The sequence below is a fragment of the Boudabousia marimammalium genome (assembly GCF_001936115.1).
GTDB classification, from domain to species: Bacteria; Actinomycetota; Actinomycetes; order Actinomycetales; family Actinomycetaceae; genus Boudabousia; species Boudabousia marimammalium.
The window spans coordinates 33,588-50,477 of sequence record NZ_MPDM01000003.1 but is presented as its reverse complement, the minus strand read 5'-3'; the positions used below and the strand labels follow the sequence as shown (position 1 = coordinate 50,477).

General features: G+C 51.0%; 17 protein-coding genes. 5 read left to right on the top strand and 12 right to left on the bottom strand.

The genetic code is table 11. The annotated features are described in order from the left end of the window. Positions 1 to 26 precede the first annotated feature (26 nt). Positions 27 to 638 carry a DUF3043 domain-containing protein gene (locus BM477_RS03250; protein ID WP_075361251.1) on the top strand — a complete coding sequence of 204 codons (612 nt, stop codon included), beginning with the start codon at positions 27 to 29 and terminating at the stop codon, positions 636 to 638. Positions 639 to 725: 87 nt separating this feature from the next. Here BM477_RS03250 and BM477_RS03245 read toward each other — a convergent pair whose 3' ends face one another. After that, a complete protein-coding gene (locus BM477_RS03245; RefSeq protein ID WP_075361250.1) occupies positions 726 to 1,397 on the bottom strand; it encodes a hypothetical protein in 672 nt (223 codons plus the stop codon). A 146-nt stretch (positions 1,398 to 1,543) separates the two neighbouring features. Here BM477_RS03245 and BM477_RS03240 point away from each other — a divergent pair, with 146 nt between their 5' ends. The 3 genes from BM477_RS03240 to BM477_RS03230 all read left to right on the top strand — a co-directional run bounded on the left by BM477_RS03240 (position 1,544) and on the right by BM477_RS03230 (position 4,454). Beyond that, complete coding sequence (locus BM477_RS03240; protein WP_075361249.1) at positions 1,544 to 2,392, top strand: TrmH family RNA methyltransferase; 849 nt, start codon at positions 1,544 to 1,546, stop codon at positions 2,390 to 2,392. 76 nt (positions 2,393 to 2,468) lie between these two features. Next, complete coding sequence (gene deoD / locus BM477_RS03235) at positions 2,469 to 3,176, top strand: purine-nucleoside phosphorylase (RefSeq protein ID WP_075361248.1); 708 nt, start codon at positions 2,469 to 2,471, stop codon at positions 3,174 to 3,176. A gap of 222 nt (positions 3,177 to 3,398) precedes the next feature. Then, positions 3,399 to 4,454 carry a DUF5692 family protein gene (locus BM477_RS03230; RefSeq protein ID WP_075361247.1) on the top strand — a complete coding sequence of 352 codons (1,056 nt, stop codon included), beginning with the start codon at positions 3,399 to 3,401 and terminating at the stop codon, positions 4,452 to 4,454. A 383-nt stretch (positions 4,455 to 4,837) separates the two neighbouring features. On the opposite strand, the gene BM477_RS03225 is transcribed toward BM477_RS03230, so the two are convergent. Next, complete coding sequence (locus tag BM477_RS03225) at positions 4,838 to 5,884, bottom strand: hypothetical protein (RefSeq protein ID WP_075361418.1); 1,047 nt, start codon at positions 5,882 to 5,884, stop codon at positions 4,838 to 4,840. Positions 5,885 to 6,172: 288 nt separating this feature from the next. Here BM477_RS03225 and BM477_RS03220 point away from each other — a divergent pair, with 288 nt between their 5' ends. Further along, positions 6,173 to 7,534: a DUF5692 family protein gene (locus BM477_RS03220; protein WP_084543682.1), complete on the top strand. Its 1,362-nt coding sequence runs from the start codon at positions 6,173 to 6,175 to the stop codon at positions 7,532 to 7,534. A gap of 50 nt (positions 7,535 to 7,584) precedes the next feature. Here BM477_RS03220 and BM477_RS03215 read toward each other — a convergent pair whose 3' ends face one another. The 10 genes from BM477_RS03215 to BM477_RS03170 form a co-directional block, all read right to left on the bottom strand. Beyond that, positions 7,585 to 8,337, bottom strand: a complete 753-nt coding sequence (locus BM477_RS03215; RefSeq protein ID WP_075361246.1) for a M48 family metallopeptidase — start codon at positions 8,335 to 8,337, stop codon at positions 7,585 to 7,587. Between the two features lie 12 nt (positions 8,338 to 8,349). Beyond that, a complete protein-coding gene (locus BM477_RS03210) occupies positions 8,350 to 9,288 on the bottom strand; it encodes a hypothetical protein (RefSeq protein WP_075361245.1) in 939 nt (312 codons plus the stop codon). A gap of 61 nt (positions 9,289 to 9,349) precedes the next feature. Next, a complete protein-coding gene (locus tag BM477_RS03205) occupies positions 9,350 to 10,123 on the bottom strand; it encodes an ATP-binding cassette domain-containing protein (RefSeq protein WP_222842274.1) in 774 nt (257 codons plus the stop codon). Next, on the bottom strand, positions 10,120 to 11,571 hold the full coding sequence (locus BM477_RS03200) for an ABC transporter permease/substrate-binding protein (RefSeq protein ID WP_222842273.1): 1,452 nt from the start codon (positions 11,569 to 11,571) through the stop codon (positions 10,120 to 10,122). Before BM477_RS03200 ends, BM477_RS03205 begins: the two co-directional genes overlap by 4 nt. A 214-nt stretch (positions 11,572 to 11,785) precedes the next feature. Next, on the bottom strand, positions 11,786 to 12,622 hold the full coding sequence (locus BM477_RS03195) for an energy-coupling factor transporter transmembrane component T family protein (protein ID WP_075361243.1): 837 nt from the start codon (positions 12,620 to 12,622) through the stop codon (positions 11,786 to 11,788). Then, positions 12,619 to 14,355, bottom strand: coding sequence for an ABC transporter ATP-binding protein (locus tag BM477_RS03190; protein ID WP_245792864.1), 1,737 nt, complete (start codon positions 14,353 to 14,355; stop codon positions 12,619 to 12,621). Before BM477_RS03190 ends, BM477_RS03195 begins: the two co-directional genes overlap by 4 nt. A 17-nt stretch (positions 14,356 to 14,372) precedes the next feature. Beyond that, positions 14,373 to 14,924, bottom strand: a complete 552-nt coding sequence (locus BM477_RS03185) for an ECF-type riboflavin transporter substrate-binding protein (RefSeq protein WP_075361241.1) — start codon at positions 14,922 to 14,924, stop codon at positions 14,373 to 14,375. Between the two features lie 23 nt (positions 14,925 to 14,947). Beyond that, entirely contained in the window at positions 14,948 to 15,787 is an 840-nt protein-coding gene (locus BM477_RS03180) for an SAM hydrolase/SAM-dependent halogenase family protein (protein ID WP_075361240.1), read from the bottom strand. Positions 15,788 to 15,900: 113 nt separating this feature from the next. Beyond that, positions 15,901 to 16,392 (bottom strand): DUF3021 domain-containing protein, encoded by a 492-nt coding sequence (locus BM477_RS03175; protein ID WP_075361239.1) that lies wholly within the window; start codon positions 16,390 to 16,392, stop codon positions 15,901 to 15,903. A gap of 27 nt (positions 16,393 to 16,419) precedes the next feature. Then, entirely contained in the window at positions 16,420 to 16,881 is a 462-nt protein-coding gene (locus BM477_RS03170; protein ID WP_158024343.1) for a LytTR family DNA-binding domain-containing protein, read from the bottom strand. Positions 16,882 to 16,890: the final 9 nt, after the last annotated feature.

Below are 16,890 nucleotides of genomic sequence, written 5' to 3'. Positions count from 1 at the left end.
AAAAGGGAGAAAAATAGAATAGGTTTATGACTGTGTTTGGTAAAAAGAAGGAATCTGCCTCAGAGTCGCCAGTTGAGGAAACTCAAAGCAGTAAAGTAGGTAAGGGCCGGCCCACTCCGAAACGGAAGGAAGCCGAAGCTGCCCGACGACGTCCCGTCATTGTAGGGGACCCGAAACAGCGCCGGAAACTCTCCAAGGAAGAGCGAAAGCGCGAACGCGAACGCCGCGACGCTATTTATGCACGTCAGCAAGAAGCCATGCGCGTGGGCGATGAGCGTTACCTGCCTGCACGGGACAAGGGAAAGCCGCGCAGATTCATGCGCGACTTTGTTGACTCGCGTTACACCGTAGCTGAGTGGATGATTCCCGTTGCGGTGCTCTCGCTCTTTGCTTCAATGCTTTTGGTGAATCGCCAAAACATCCACTTGTACGTTGTATACGGCACCTACTTGGTTTTCCTGTTTGCGATCTTGGAGAGCATTTTATACTGGAGCCGGGCAAAGAAACAGATGGAGACTAACCATCCAAAGTGGGAGATTCCCCCACACTCTTGGTGGTACATGTTTTCACGCATGTTGATGCCTCGTCGTTGGCGGCGGCCAAACGCCCTAGCCAATCGGGGTGAGAAACCCGAGTAGGCACTGTCGAGACTCACCCAATCAAGCGTTGACGGGTGTGAGAAGACTTTTTACAGGTCTTCTCACACCCGTTTTATTTCTTGCTGGTTAGTCCCACCACAATCTCCAGCCGACACCTTGTGGGTGCTCGCTAGAGACCTCTGTCAATTCGTCAGGAGTGGAAATAATAGCTTCACTCCAGTCGCATTCTTCGACAATATAGTCCCACAGCTCATCACAGGAGCAGGATTCGTCATGAAACCGTTTGATTTCCAGATCTGAATGGCGGTGATAGAGCATTCCCTCCACGCTGATACGTTCATCCCCTCTCTGTGGCCCCACATAGTACCCAAATAAGCTCACGTCATCAGGGTTTTTCAGGCATGCCCGCAAAAAGTCCAATAAAAGCGGAGCTTCGTTTTGCCTGTCTGCCAGCGCCCTCCCTGGTAAGCGCTCAATCAGTTCAAGCACCGTTTCTGCGGTTAGGTTTTTGAATCGGGCAAAGTCAGGCGGGCTGTTATCCCCGGCCTGTTCCACTTCGGATTCAGATTGAACAAGCCTGGAAAACTGTAAAAAGTCCTTCAGCTGGTCAGGAGAGATACACGGTTCAATCAGATCAAATATTCCGCTTTCAACAGTCCACCCCGATTCCAGTTCAGGAGACTCAAAACGCCTGCGATATCTTTGTTCTGCGGCCTCTATCTGCGCTTCTACCCTAGTGGCCGGTAAGTCTAGCGGGAGTGTGCCTTTCTGATTACTTTTGCGGCTTGTTACTTCCATTGTTTCTCCAGTTCGGACCCCATCTTGGTTACTCTCCTAAAGTAGCCCCGCAGAAAATCCCATTACATCTCCCTAAGTCGTCCGTGGTGGATACCTACAAGTGGCAAAATCTGTGAATTGTTTGGCGCCGTGAGAAGATAGCGATTGTGTTAGTTCCGATTGTTGATTTAGATGATTCCCGGCTAGAGATATACACTCAGCTGAAGGATGTGGCTTTACGCCGTTACGCAGAACCCGACTGGGGTATTTTTATGGCCGAGTCGTTTAACGTGATGGAAAGAGCGATGACCTCTGGTTGTGCGCCTGTATCTTTCCTAGTTTCCCCTCGTTGGCTTGCTACTTTGCGCCCATTATTGGCTCGCTTTTTGGGGGATGACGAGGGCGGGCCTGTTCCGGTGTACGTCGGCGAAGAAGCAGTCCTTTCGGAGCTCACTGGCTTCCATCTGCATCGCGGCGCGATTGCGGCAATGAAACGACCAGAGCTACCCTCCGTGTCCGAGTTGATCGGTAACCCGGATGTGCATCGTGTATTGGTACTGGAGGACCTTGTAGATCACACTAACGTCGGTGCCTGTTTCCGCTCAGCGGCAGCACTTGGGGTTGATGCCGTACTGATTACCCCTTCCTGCGCTGATCCGCTTTACCGCCGCAGCGTTCGCGTCTCAATGGGCGGAGTTTTTCAAGTTCCATGGACTCGGCTCCCGGTGTGGCCGCGCACCCAGCTGCTCACTGAACAGGGCTTTCATACTGCAGCATTGGCGCTTTCAGACGACTCTGTCAGCCTGGAAGAGTTCGCCTCCTCACCGACAGTTACTGACCGCGAATCGAAAATTGCACTGATTATGGGTACAGAGGGCGATGGTCTAAAGCCCTCTACCGTTGCTCACTCCGACACTGTCGTTCGGATTGAGATGAGCCATGGGGTTGACTCTCTTAATGTAGCTGCTGCCTCCGCAGTTGCGTTATGGGCTACTCAACGCAGGGTGGCTCAGTAACAGGTAATCTAATATTGGTAATGATGTAAACCAACAACGTAGGTTGGTACACAAATGATTGAAGGGAAAATAGTTAATGGCAACACCGCATATTAAAGCAGAGATGGGCGATTTTGCCCCTGCTGTACTGATGCCTGGCGACCCCAAGCGTGCTGAACGCATCGCACATTTACTGATGGACGACGCCAAACTGGTCAACGATGTTCGCGGCATGCTTGGTTTTACCGGAACCTATCAGGGGAAGCCGCTTTCGGTGATGGGGTCAGGTATGGGCCAGCCGTCTATTTCAATCTATGCGACAGAACTGTTCTCTCAGTTCGGTGTAGAGAGAATCATCCGGGTAGGAACCTGTGGTGGTATCGCCCCTCAGGTGAAGGTTGGAGACGCCGTTATCGGCTTGGGAGCTCACACGGACTCCGCCATGAACACGTATCGAATTCCCGGCGTTCATTTCTCAGCTACGGCTAGCTATGAGCTTGTTCGCGCCGCAGTTGATGCAGCTCCGGAGGGCAAGCAAGTCCACGTTGGCACGATTATCTCACGCGATCATTTCTATCTGCCTACTCAAACTCCAATTGATGTGCTCTCAAAATATGGCGTCTTGGGTGTTGAGATGGAGGCTGCTGCCCTTTACGGTGTCGCAGCTGAATACGGTAAGCAGGCACTGGCTGTTCTCACCGTGTCTGATCATTTAATGGACCACTCGGCAGACATGTCTGCTGAAGAACGTGAAACTAACTTCCACACGGCTTTAGACATGGCGGTAGCGGCAGCCCTGTCCTAACGATTTAACCAAGAAAAAACCGCCCTTTCGTGCAACGAAAGGGCGGTTTTTTGGGCATAATTTCAGGGCTTTTCAAGGCATCTAGTACTTTAATCCTAGATTCTTTACGAAAGCATAAGTTTATGGTTACAGCCGCAAAATTTTGGATTACCTGTAGTGCTTGTCACAAGTCACGGTGCCAAAATGGAACTATAAGCACTATTGACTTAACGAGGAGCAAAAATGTTGCTAGAAATTCCCCCCGTCGATTACCCAACCTTGTTCTTCTTTGAACGCGGCGAGTGGTACGACTATCTAATGTTACTGGTTGTCACTTTCGGACTGGCCTTCTGCGCTTGGCTAATCCAGCGAAGCAAAGCCGCCATCATCGTGTTCTTGGTAGTGATTCCAGTTGCATTAAGCATCTTCTGGTGGCCCTACTCAACGCCCGGCACGAACTCCGCAGGCTGGTTCCCGATTGTTAAACAGTATTCTGCATTAGCCGGCTCCTTGTCTTTGGTCGCCTTGCAGTTCGTTCCCAAACTACAGAGACAGAACTGGTACCTGGCTATCCCGGCACTGATTCTGGCAGTGAACATTATTGAAGCTGTCATCCGTGACTTCCAGTGCTACTTCATTCACGGCGTAGACCCCTCACAGGGTATGGTCACATGGGGCGGACCTTGGAACATAATGAACGGAATCGCCGGCATCTTGAACCTCTTGATGATTTCCGGATGGGTTGGCATCTACGTTGCCAAGGGAAAGAACAAAGCCATCATTTGGGGAGACCTCACCATTTGGTGGATTATCGGCTACGACTTGTGGAATATCGCCTACGTCTACAATTGCTTGGCTGACCGTGCTTGGTACTCCGGCGTCGCGCTACTGGCATCTTGCACAATTCCCGTACTGTTCAAGTTCGGTCAGGGATCATGGATTCAGTACCGCGCTTACACCTTGACCCTCTGGTCACAGGTGGTGCTGACCTTCCCGCACTTCATGCAAGACTCTGCTTTCGCGCACCGGTCTGCACACAACAGCACCGCTATGTTTATCATCTCTTTCGCAGCTTTGGCCTTTAACCTCGGTTTGGCTGTCTACCATGTCCGTCGGATCGCTAAGACCCGCCGCAACCCGCTCACTCAGGAATTGTACGCCGACACTCCTAGCTACCAGAAGATGCTAGTTGAAACGGCCACTGCAGAGCAGATTGAGCTTGTTTCACAGCGCATCGGCAAGCCGGTACTCAGCGGCACGAATTTTAGTGTGAAAGAAACCCGTAGTCGCGTCTCGTAGACCATCTACACAAGCTTTTCAAAGCTAAACAAGGTTTTGGCCTGGTCACTTCGACCAGGCCAAAACCTTTTGTAGATGCATCCTTATCAAAGCCCAACTTCTCTACCTCTAAGAAATGTACCGGCCCCGCTATCAGTTCACTTCCGGGTCACTTACGCAGCGCCAGCCTTCCGTAGAGAGCACTCCTCTGCCGGCCCCGGCACCGCAAACTCCCTCGGCACCCTTTTCGATAGATCGTGGCGACAACAGGTGGCGGACCGCCGAACGCACGCAGCTAACAGCCAAATTCTAAAACCCCACCGCTGAAATCAAAGCGAACATACTGCAGGGCGGACCCTCACTGACCTGTGAGAGCCCGCCCTGCAGTGGTCTTAGGCTAAGTCCTAGTTACCTTCCTTACCCCAGTTTGGCAGGTAGGTCTTTTCCATCTTCTGGCGAATCTGCTCTTCCCAGCTAAACTTCGGCTCAGTCCAACCTTCGAAGTACTGGTCATCAACCACATCAGCCCAGGGGCTTTCCGGACCGGTCGGCGGCCACTCCGGGTTGTCCGTAACGGGCTGACGGAAAGCCGTCACGGCAGGCTTTTGACGGCCATAACGCATCCACTGAGTCTCAGTCTCCTCAAACAACGGTGTGCCATCCCAGCGGCCGGCTGGGGTGCCAGAATTGAAGAAACGGCCGCCCAATACGCCACGCATGAACTTGCCGCTCTTCTGTGGCTTCTTCCTGAATTCACACAGACGCTTCACGTAGAGGTTCTGCAGGTGGGCCATGCAACCGCCAACAAATTCAATGTTGATCCAGTTGATGGTGCGGGTCCAGAAATTGTCAGGCTCATAACCGACGCGCCAGTGGTTCAGTAGTCGCGTGCGCCCATCCTTTAACGGCACCACATAGAAGCACCAAGCTGCGGCGTAGTGTTTCATTCCGGGGAAACGGAATGCGTAGGAACCGGGAGCTGCTGGCGGGTTCTTCGTATCAACCCACTGGGTCAGGTACTTTCCGGGCACTACGTCAGTCCACTTTATGCTCATACCGTGGAAATCGAAGGCGGCGATATCGCCGGGCATCAAGGAGTCAGGCTGCTGCCATTCTTCCTGCATTTCGTAGGAGTTAAAGAAAGGCAGACGGGCGAAGGTACGCTCTAGGAACTCAGAGCTAAAAGATCCGGTCTTCTCGGCACCAATCTGTTTGAATACGCGCCAAACAGCGTAGGCAGGGGCATCGATGTCAATTGCGTAAGTTGATGAGATCCCATTGTCATAGTTCTCATCAATCAAGTCATCTGACGGATACACCCAGTTATTTTCTTCCTCAGTGGCTTTACCGCTCAACTGGCTGAAGCTATACATTGTGCCGAAGATGCCTAGGGCACCCACTCCACCCAATGCCAGCAAACGCCCACGGGTTGAACTAGGCAAGAAACTCATCATTCACACCTCATTTAATCTAGTAAGAGTCGCAACTTTGCGAGTCACTTAATCTTATAGTGATTCAAGTCGCTTTTCCCGAACTATATGCGCACTGAAAAAGGGTGCACCGATCCGTTTTTGCAATGGACATTCGCATAGGACTTTTGTCTGAGATTCGGCGGGAAAAAGCTCATTCTTCAAGGTTCCCCCTGAACACTTATTCACCGCCCAGTTCATTATGAGCGAAAGGAGTAAAGTCTTTGCTGTAACTTCGTAAGTTTCGATGCAGAAACAAAGGTGATTTTAATGAGTTCTCTCTTCTTGTGGGAAGCAGGACCCGCCCGTGTCTACCTCATCTGGTTGGTTGTATTGCTTGCGCAGATTGCTGTCGCAGAAATTAACCGCCGTTGGAACTGGACTATTTTCGTGTTCTGGACCGCTGGCGGTATTGCTATGATTCCCTACGCCTACATCTATGGCCTACCGATTGTGGGCTGGTTCCCCTTCGGCAAGTATCTACTGATGGTGGCAACAGCAACCATGACCGGCTGGCTGCTGGTGCTCGGCAAGAAAGACCCTGTTAAGTTCCGTCGTTGGGCAATCTGGATGGGCGCTTTGCTCTGGCTAGGCCTAGTCGCGAACATCATGGAAGCGAACGTAAGAGATATCACCATCTACTTCAATGCTGACCGTTACTACCAGTGCGCCGCCGACTGGCAATGTTTGCAGGGAATCGCAAATAGCCAGGCTGAAGATATGCTCTCCGGCCTGCCGGAAGCTCGCGGACTCACCGCAGTGGTGAACACCCCGGAATGGTTCCAAGCTCTAGCCGCTAACTTCGAAGCTAACCACGTTGGTATTGACCCCGACACTGGTTTCCGCACCATTGGCGGCTACTGGAATATCATGTCTGCTGTTGCTGGTCTTTTGAACTGCATCACCGTCACTGGCCTAGGCAAGATCATCGTTACCACCAACAAGAAAGAAAAGGTCAAGGGCCTAATCTGGGTTGACATGATTTGGCCTTGGGTTATTGCTTACGACTTGTGGAACCACGCATTCTTGTACAACTCGCTGGCTGACTACACCTGGTACTGCACTTTAGCTTTGCTGCTTGCCTGCACCATTCCCGCCTTCACTTGGGCAAAGGGTCAGTGGATTTGGTTCCGCTGCTTCACTTTGATGTTCTGGATTGCCTTCAACAACCTGCTGGCCGACATTGCGGTTCCCCCGGGCGCAATGACCAACTTTGCAACCATGGATCCCAACGCCAACATCGTCAGCTCTGGCGCAGCCCTGATTTGGAACGTTGTCCTGTTCATCTGGTGGCTGTATCTGATTATCAAGACGAAGCGAAACCCGATCACCAATGCTCTGTTCTTCAATACCAAGGCATTCGCTAAGGTTGTTAAACTACACGCTGATGACGCTGACAAGTACTTCTTGACCGATATGATTCCGGAGACCCCGGCTGAGTTGGGCTACGAGCCCGAGTCCCTCACTCCCCCGGTTGATGGATTCGTTGGCTATATGCCGTGGTGGGGCAAGGAAGATCGTCGTTACCCGAAACTACGCACACCTGTGAGCGCAGATCCTGTTCTGGCACAGAAGGGTGTGCAGGGCGACCCCAAGTGGGAAGTCACTTCAAATACCGCTAAAGAGAGTTAACGAACTACTTTGACTCTCTAGTCCTTTCTGAATGGTTGCGCCAGGTGGGTTTATCGACTCACCTGGCGCAACTGTTTGCGTAGCTCTCTAGCTTGGGGTTCATGCTTCTCCACCAGAGTCCAGAACTCCGCTCCGTGATTTGCGTGGCGCAAATGCGCAAGTTCATGGATAACTATGTAGCGTAAGAACTTTTCATCATATCGGGCTAGTTCGGAGTTCAAACAGATGCGACCTGTCCTCGGGTTACAAGAGCCCCAACGACTTTTCATCTTCCTGACAGCTAAGTTACCGGGTTTTACTGCTATCTCTTGGCTGAGGCGAGGAATGAGGAGCCCACCTGCTGACCTAACTTGGCCGTGATAGAAGCTGTCCACTAAGCGGTCAAGAGCATGAGCGTCTTCCGCCGGCCATCGGCTCAATTCCGGACCATTGGCTGATAGTAACGAGGATGGCAGCAACATGCTTAGTCCTCCCTCATCCAATTCCAGTTTGGCTTGTTGACGAGGGAGATTCCCTACCTCTTCAACAGCAAGGAGAAACTGCGCACCCCAAACCGGAAGCAGGCCCGTTTGCCGCCAGTTAAGTGCCTGTTTGAGACGCATTTTTGCAACCTTGTCATGCGTTTTACGGATCCAAGACTCATTCGTTACCAGAAAGGACTCAATCTGGGCGCGGGTTGACCGCAGAGGCACGGACGCCACAAACCTACCTGTACTACTTTGATAACGAAGGTTAAAGTTCTTGACCCGTTTTCGGGAGACCTCTACTTCAAAGCCCGCAATGGTGAAACTGAGCGTTCGCAAAACTACCAGCCGTTAGTCACGCTTATTCGAATCAAGTTCCCACAGGTTGTCTGGTAGCACCAGCTCGACATATTCTTCACCGTTTTGGGTGTATTCATGTTCGTAGCAGATGATCCCGGTGCCCTCCTCGCTGCGCGCTGACCAGTAGTAGGCTCGGTCACCCAGGATACCTTCAGCATCAACGAAATCAGGGTTTTCTAGCAGTCCATTTTTGTACTCGACCATGCGCATTGCATCGGCTTCTACCGATCCTGCTCTAACTGGAAGAACCAACACTGACCGTGGGCTGGGGATAGCAAAGAACACGCCCTCGTCCCCGTATTCAACCTGCGCCTCATCGAGAAGCTCAACCATGTCCAAGGCGCGGGCACTGAACTCCCTGCTAGACCCGAGAATGGCAACGATGTCGTCCTCAACTTCAATTACCTCTGATACCGGGAACTGGCTGGTAGCAGCAACCGCTGAATCCCAAAGTTTGGAGTCTGCGACGTTCATGCCTAAGACTAGCTGATCGTCTAGAAGTTTCCATCCACTACCAGTGTCGGTCAGAAGATAGGCATGAACATCTCCGCCAAGGTCCTTGGCATATGAGAACTCTTCCCCCTCTTCGATGGTGGGAAGCAAAGTCGCTACCACCGCGGAAAGCTCAGGAACGGGTATTTCCTCCCCCTCGTCAAGAAATAGCTCAGCTTCAGTTCGGTAAGCTACGACCTGATGCAACACAGAGCTGATGGCCTCGTCTTGCTCCGCCTCAGAAACTTCAGCCAGGTCACGGGCCATCTCAGTCAGATTGCCACGCATCTGGTCCTCAATCTCCACGTACAACTCCCCATCTTCGAGGGCGAGTTCTAGGTGCAAATCTTCCCTGCGCAAAGCCTCAAGAATCTTAGTGACTACCCGCTTATGCGTGTCGGGTATTGCCAAACCATTAACAAACTGTGTTTCATCCATGGATTGATGTTATCGGACAATCCCATATGCGCGCTGAAGATAACGCTTAGAGCATGTTGAGCTAACTCTGGTGATTGACCAAAGTGCGAACGTAATCTGTCGCTCCGTGGTTAGCAACCTCATCTGGGGTGTCATACTGCTCAATTGCGCCGTTCTTGAGCACCAGCACTTTGGAACCTAGCTTGAGTGCTTCCGCGGTGTCGTGGGTGACAAACAAGCAGGTAAGTCCTTCTTGCCCCACAATTTCTACTATCTCGTCCTGCAGGGCGCGCCGAGTAATCTCATCCACAGCACCGAAAGGCTCATCCATTAGTAGAATCCGGGGCCGTCCCGCGATTGAGCGCGCAATGCCAACTCTCTGTGCTTGACCGCCCGAAAGCTGCGCAGGCATGCGGTCGAGGAGATCCTCATCTAGGCCGGCAATCTTAATCGCTCTGTGCACGGCTTCTTTAATCTCTCCCTTCGATGCGCCAGATATCTTCGGTACATACCCAATATTTTGCGCCACACTCAGGTGCGGGAACAGGACTGAACCTTGAACAGCATATCCAACGGTCCGGCGTAGCTTCACCAGATCGCTCTCTGAAGGTGCCGGCGTAGCCACCTTTGTACCGTCAACCATGATAGTTCCACTATCGGGCGTGACGAGGCCATTAATCATTTTTAGCAAAGTAGATTTACCACTGCCTGATTCGCCAAGAATAGTTAGGAATTCTCCCCTAGAAACCTTGAGAGATAACGACTCAATGATGGTTTTGTCACCATAGCTCTTTTTTACACTATCGAGGCTAATCATGGTGTCTTCACTGCTTTTGGCTGGCTGCTCTGCACTCATTTTCCGTTGCCTTTCATTGAATCTAGGTTGGCGAGGAAGTCGCTCGCTACCTCGCTGGGGGTTTCGCCGCCGTTTTCCACGCGAGAGTTCATGTCAATCATGTGCGCCTCGTCGATAGTGCCGTCTAGGCTCTCCAAGATACCTTTGAGTTCAGGGTGCTTTCGCAAGATCTCGCCGCGAACAACGTTCATGCAGTCGTAGGCCGGATAGAAACCGAGGTTGTCGGTGAGGACGGTTAGTCCTGAACCCGCTAGCTCGCCATCAGTGGTGAAAATCGGCATTGCTTGAATTTGCTTTCCCCTGATGGCTTCATACTTCAGGCCAACGTCAATGTCTTTAGTACTTGCGAACTTCATTCGGTAGGCCTCCGTGAGCCCGTTGTATCCGTCTAGGCGTTCAAAGAAGTCTGGTTCTGCACCGAAAACAAGCTGGTCGGCGATAGGAACTAAATCCGAAATAGTCTTCAAGTTATACTGTTTTGCTAGCTCATCAGGGACGGCAATACCGTAGGTATTTTGGAACCCGTAGGAAGTTACCCATTCCATGTCATATTGGTCTCGGTATTGTTTTGCCAACTCAGAAAAATCCTGTTGCCCATAGGTGCTCTCGTTCTTGAGTACAGCAGCCCAACCAGTGCCGGTATATTCGGGGTAGATATCAAAACTGCCGTTTTCCATGGCCGGCTGAATATTTGAGGTACCACCGCCGACGCCTTGAGTGATTTCCACCTTCAAGTTGGTTTCAGACTCAATCTTTTGCTTCAAGATTTGACCTATAATGTATTGCTCGGTCATAGGTTTAGTAGCAATATGAATGGTTGGGCCACCCATGCTGGAAACCGAGACGATAATCGGAACTAGTACTGCGACCACAAACATGGTCGCGATCGCGTAGAGGCCACCTCGTTTGGCCTTAGATCCGGGAGCCAAGACTTTTCCAACCCAACCGATCAGAGCATCTGAAACTAACGCCAAAATTGCAATAAGCAAACTACCTGCAACTGTCATAGTGGTGTTATTTAGGGTAATTCCACGGTAGATGGCTACACCTAAACCACCCGCTCCAACGAAAGACGCAATACCGGCTAGTGCGATAGTCATGACCACCATATTGCGTAGACCCGAAATGATAACGGGCAAGGCTAAAGGCATCTTTATTTTCCATAACAATTGCTTACGGGTTGAGCCCATTCCCCGAGCTGCTTCGATCAATAAGGGATCCACGTTGGTGAGACCTGTATAGGTGGCTCTAACCATTGGAAGCAAACCGTAGATGGTGAGCGCAACAATGGCGGTAGTGTTACCGATTCCAGTAAGCGGAATCAAGAAACCCAGCATTGAAATGGAAGGAATCGTGTAAACAAAGTTAGCCGTACCCATTACGAAACCGCTAGCTTGCTTACGTTCAGCAGCCCCAATACCAAGGCTCACTCCGATAATACAGGCCATTACGATTGCTATTAGACAAATCAGTAGGTGCTGCACAAACAGCTCAAAGAAGAAGGATTGTCTGGTCCATAACAGTTGGAATAGTTCACTCACGAGCGTGGCCGCCCTTTCTGGAGTCTACTAGATTGTTTTGAATGCCTAAAGTATACGCCACTATAAAGAGAATATTTGACATGGCAACTACCTGTTAGCTGATGGAGATATTCGACCACAGTTAAATTCTGGTGAACGGATTCCAGAATCGACCAGAGTTTACCTGCCATAAAGCTACAGCTAGCAAAAAGATACCTAAGCTTAGACCGATCACTAACCAGTCAGCAGGTTTAAGTGCGCGTGCCGCATACCAGGTGCGGCGTTTGCCGCTGCTAAAACCGCGTAGCTCCATCGCTGCGGCAATCGTTTCAATCCGATCTAGGGATGATAATAATAGTGGCATCAGGATAGAGATCAGATTTCGTATCCTTACCCCCAGTTTCACGTTCTTTGAGGTGTCTAGTCCTCTGGCTTGCTGCGCCTGGTTGATGGTTGCAAACTCTCTTTGAATATCTGGGATATAGCGTAGTGCCAGCGAAACCGCGTATGCCATGCGATAGGGCACTCCAAGCCGGTTCAGTGAGGCAGCAAACTCTGGCGGCCTAGTGGTAGCAATAAACAGTAACACTGAGGGGAGAACCGCAAAGTACTTTAAAGTGACTAACAGCTGGTAGAACAGCTGCTCAGTGGTAAGGTTCCATCTCCCCACCCCTTTTAACAATATATGTTCAGTACCGAAGAGCTCAGTCCCGTATGCGGGCGCGAAGATGTAAATCAGTAGATTGTTTAGCACCATGAATACAAGGATTACCGAAAGGACTAACCAAAGGTCGTGTAACCGGATCCGGGAAAGTACCCAAAGAATAATATTTAGGAATGATAGGGCAGCCAGCAGGCGGGCATCGAAAGTAATCATGCCCGTGATCACGAGGGCTAAGACCAGCACAAGTTTCGAGGTTCCAGTTAGACGGTGTAAAACACCGTGCCTTTCCACATATCCAAGGACTGGGGCGCTCATGCTCCTCCCCCTCGGTTCCCCTGCTGTCGTCGTAGTTTTTGGTCAGCCTCAACGAACTTTTGTGCGAATCCAGAAATATTGTGAATCCCGCAAAGCTGAGCCAGAGCATGTAAGCCAGTCAGGGTTAGGTCTGCGGCTTTAGTAATCGCAGGATCGGTTAGTACTTTCGCCGGTGAATCATCGGCTAGGATCTCTCCCCCGCTGACCACTAGCACTCGTTGAGTGTATTCCAGGGCCAAATGCATATCGTGGGTAATCAGGACTACAGTGACACCTGACTGATTAATTTCTCTCAAGAAATCCATGAACTCTGCGTAGTGCGCAAAATCCTGTCCGGCAGTAGGCTCATCAAGAATCAAAATGCTGGGGCCGAGCGCCAAGATTGTCGCAATCGTGAGCCGTTTTTTCTGCCCATGACTGAGAGCAGAGATAGGCCAGTTGCGGTGCTGCCACAGACCACACACTCTAAGCGCCTTTTCACATCGCTCAGCTATTGTTTGGGCGTCTATTCCTTTCACTTTCAATCCCAGCTGGAGCTCATCCGTCACTAGCGGTGCTGAGAGCATCTGTGAGGGTGATTGCAAGACAAATCCGACTTCTTCTCCACGTTGCGCAAGCGACCAGCTGTTCGCCAAAGAACCGTTGATTTTAAGTACACCGGCGGTGATTGGCACGAATCCACAGATCGCCCCAGCGAGAGTTGACTTGCCAGCTCCGTTCGACCCGACAATCGCGACCATTGACCCGCTTTGTAAGGAGACTGACACCGCTTGGAAAACTGGCGGAGGTACCTCATCCCCTGCTGGCGGGTATGCTGCAGTTACCTCATCTAGTTCAATAACTGTTTCAGTTTGGACCTGAGTGGTGGTGCCTGTTGTCTCGATAGAGTCAGCCCAGGCTTTCACCTTCTGAATCTCTATAGGCGATAGCTTTAGCCGCTCCACATATGCCGCACACATTTGGGGGCATATCTTAATCCCAGCGTATTTCAGTGCGGCGACGTGAAGAGGCGGCCTAATCCCGTGCTCTTCCAATAATGTGGTGGCAACTAGTTCATTAGGTGGAAGATCCGCAACAATCTGCCCTTGATCCATCAAAATCACTCGGTCTACGTTTCGATGGAGCACGTCCTCCAAGCGGTGCTCAACAATCAGGATGGTCTTTCCATCCTGATTGAGCCGGTCTATCAAATCAATAGTTGCTCTACCGGAAGCCGGGTCTAGCATGGCTAAAGGCTCATCAAAGATGAGGATATCCACGTTTTCGACCAGCACGCCAGCCATTGCCACTCTCTGTTTTTGTCCACCAGACAGATCCTGCGGCGCCGCATCCAGCTTGCTTTCCATTCCAACAGTCTCAGCGGCAGCAGTCACCATGGCGGGCATTCCTGCTTGTGGGACAGCTCGGTTCTCTAGTGAAAACGCAATATCTTCGGCCACGGTCAAGCCCACAAACTGGCTCGACATATCTTGGAGCACAGTCCCGACATGCCTAGCAATTTCGACGATTGGGGCGTTTTGGGGATTTAGGCCGGCAATTTTGACTGTTCCCTTTGATTCACCCTGATAGTGATGCGGGATTAGTCCGTTGAGCACTGACACTAATGTGGATTTGCCACAACCAGAAGGTCCCACGATTGCGACCTTCTGTCCCTGGAAAACCTCTAGGTTAAGGTCACAAAGCGTGGGATTGGACTGCTCCCTGTATTGAAAGGAGAAATCCTTGAGGGAAATAATGGGATCAGAAATTTCTACTTCTCCAATGAGAGTGAACCTGATTTAGTGCGGGTCCGGGCGTATGCCAGCAAAATGATGGTACCCAAAACACAGGTAGTGACAGCGTTCGAAGCGAAAGCGAAGGCGCCTTGCACGAATACCTTGTTGGCTGGCTCAGAGTAGATCAATATGTCACCGAGGGGCGCGACCACCAGCCACGCAACCGCATGTGCAATTACGACTGCTAGATTGAACTTAACAAGATCTTTACCCGGGAGCACGCCCTCGCGGATTTTATTGTTTAGCATCACGAGGCCGAGGGTGAGCCCGAAAACTGCAGTGGCGATTTCCCATGAAGCCCAGATTCCGTAGCCGGTTGCGTCAACGAGCACGTGTCCGATAGCTCCAGCAGCTACCCCAACTAGGGGACCGAACAGTACAGCGAATACCGCCAAGACGGCATACTGAATACTGATTGAGGTATTGGGAATCGGCGAAGGAATCGAAAGGAAGCGTCCAAGGACAAAGAACAGTGCAGCGCCGATGCCAATGGCAACGACCTGAGTGATTGGATCAGTCTTCTTCATGGTTTGTCTCCTGCGTAGTTGGATTATTTGACAAGTTCGAGGGTGACTTTCCAGTCAGCACCTGGTCCGATATTGAATGCCCGTGCATAACTGCCGCGGTTAATAGCTACTGCGACTCGGTCTAGCGAGTTTATGTACAGGAGGGATTCACCTAACTCGACTGCCGCAAAGCTAGGCACATATTTCAGCTGGTTTGAATGGACAATCCGCCCATCATGGTAAATCCGCAACTGTACACGGTCACCAAATTTTATACCGAGCTGATGGAAAAGCTGGCGTGGCACGGAAGTCCATAACGACCCATACCTGACATCGAGGGCGTCAATTGTTCCTGAGACGAGGTCCCCTTCAATGTCCGGTGGATCCACCGGAAGCGCAATCACTTTAGCTACATCAATTTCTGGACCGACCTCGGTAAAATCGATCAGCCCGGCTGCTAGGCGAGCCCCAGTGTACGCATAGACATCACGTCCATGGAAGGTGTAGGAAGCTTCCGAACCGCCAAGCCGGTTCTTGGTCTCATCGATTTGGCGAACAGCTTCAATGCCGTAAATCAGTTTTACATGGGTTAGTGTTCCGTTATCTGGAGTAACGATGTAGTGCCCTTGCTTAGTTTTTGCAACTACAGATAGTCGTTCAGAGCCAACTCCAGGGTCAACCACTGACACAAAGACAGTGCCCGCAGGCCAATATGCTAGGGTTTGTGCCAACCTGTATGAGGCTTCCCAAATGTCATAGGGCGGGATATTGTGCGTCAAATCGCAGATTCTGAGTTTGTCGCACTGTCCAACTGCGACTCCGTACATGGCCGCTACTGCACCGTCTTGAAGACCGAAATCCGATTGTAATACTAAACTCTGCACCTGTTCATTCTCTCACAAGAGAAATAAAATCTCGAGTACCCAATCACACAAATCCGTGACAGACTCAGCCGGATTATCGGCTGAGCTGTCTGGCGGCTCGGACATTCTTCAGCTTAAGACAACTTCCTTTCGGCAATTTTCTGATTTGCTTTTCTGATTTGGCTTCGCATTTTAAGCCACATGGCAACCCAAATGCACAGATAGATTAGTGTCGTTACCTGAAGAAACCCTAATATCGACCAGCCCCATTCCACCCATTTGAGGAACAAGCCAGCGCCCGATAGTAAGAAGCTAACACCAAGGTAATGGAGCACAGTCGCTGACATGAGCGAGAAACGGTCGCTATCATACAAGCCAGAGAGCAGCTGCATACCAACACCTAGCATCATGTAGATCCCGCGAGACATGAGCACTGCCACGTTTTGGTTTCCGAAGCTATCGAGATAGCTGGGTAACCCTGCGGTGTACTGGTTGGAGATGGCAAACGAGAATACTAGCTCCAGTGTAACGCCAATCGCCAATCCGGTTAGAGCTCCCAGCATCAAGTTGAGTGGAGTGAAAGTCTTGTTGGGAGACATCATTCGGTCGGTTTTATGGGTATTCATGGGTTCTTCCTTTCTAGGATGGGATAGTTAGAGTTTTAGGGCAGACTTGAAGCGCTTGAGCGAGCGCCTAGAAACAAAACATTTAGTACCGTCAAGCAATGTCAAAGCAATCGTTCCGGAAAGAGATAAATCCATCCTAGAGACAAAGCTGAGATTGACTATCTCCCCTTGGTTAATGCGGATAAAGTCCTCCGCGGGAAGGGTTTCTTCAAGTTCTCTTAGACGCTGTTTCAGCCTCCAGCTCCCCTGCCTAGTATCTGCATAGATATTTCGGTCTTGAGTGCGGATTCGCATTATCTGAGAAGGTTTTATCAGCGTCGCATTTCCGCCGTCGATTCCCACCAGTCGCATTGATTCAACCTGGGTGCCCCCTTCATCCAGATCAAGCACGTAGCTTCGTAAGCTATCCAGCTCTGTGCTCCACTCCGGAGCAATCACCACCACTTCGGGCTCTCCTATGTCGGAGCGAATTTCCAGACTGAATTTCATGGTTTTCAT

Excerpts from the sequence above, each read along its gene's own strand:
- BM477_RS03185 (WP_075361241.1), bottom strand. The coding sequence starts at position 14,924 with ATGAAGAAGACTGATCCAATCACTCAGGTCGTTGCCATTGGCATCGGC.
- BM477_RS03170 (WP_158024343.1), bottom strand. The coding sequence starts at position 16,881 with ATGAAATTCAGTCTGGAAATTCGCTCCGACATAGGAGAGCCCGAAGTG.
- BM477_RS03175 (WP_075361239.1), bottom strand. The coding sequence starts at position 16,392 with ATGAATACCCATAAAACCGACCGAATGATGTCTCCCAACAAGACTTTC.
- BM477_RS03205 (WP_222842274.1), bottom strand. The coding sequence starts at position 10,123 with ATGAGTGCAGAGCAGCCAGCCAAAAGCAGTGAAGACACCATGATTAGC.
- BM477_RS03200 (WP_222842273.1), bottom strand. The coding sequence starts at position 11,571 with ATGGCCTGTATTATCGGAGTGAGCCTTGGTATTGGGGCTGCTGAACGT.
- BM477_RS03210 (WP_075361245.1), bottom strand. The coding sequence starts at position 9,288 with ATGGATGAAACACAGTTTGTTAATGGTTTGGCAATACCCGACACGCAT.
- BM477_RS03250 (WP_075361251.1), top strand. The coding sequence starts at position 27 with ATGACTGTGTTTGGTAAAAAGAAGGAATCTGCCTCAGAGTCGCCAGTT.
- BM477_RS03245 (WP_075361250.1), bottom strand. The coding sequence starts at position 1,397 with ATGGAAGTAACAAGCCGCAAAAGTAATCAGAAAGGCACACTCCCGCTA.
- BM477_RS03225 (WP_075361418.1), bottom strand. The coding sequence starts at position 5,884 with ATGAGTTTCTTGCCTAGTTCAACCCGTGGGCGTTTGCTGGCATTGGGT.
- BM477_RS03220 (WP_084543682.1), top strand. The coding sequence starts at position 6,173 with ATGAGTTCTCTCTTCTTGTGGGAAGCAGGACCCGCCCGTGTCTACCTC.
- BM477_RS03195 (WP_075361243.1), bottom strand. The coding sequence starts at position 12,622 with ATGAGCGCCCCAGTCCTTGGATATGTGGAAAGGCACGGTGTTTTACAC.
- BM477_RS03230 (WP_075361247.1), top strand. The coding sequence starts at position 3,399 with ATGTTGCTAGAAATTCCCCCCGTCGATTACCCAACCTTGTTCTTCTTT.
- deoD (WP_075361248.1), top strand. The coding sequence starts at position 2,469 with ATGGCAACACCGCATATTAAAGCAGAGATGGGCGATTTTGCCCCTGCT.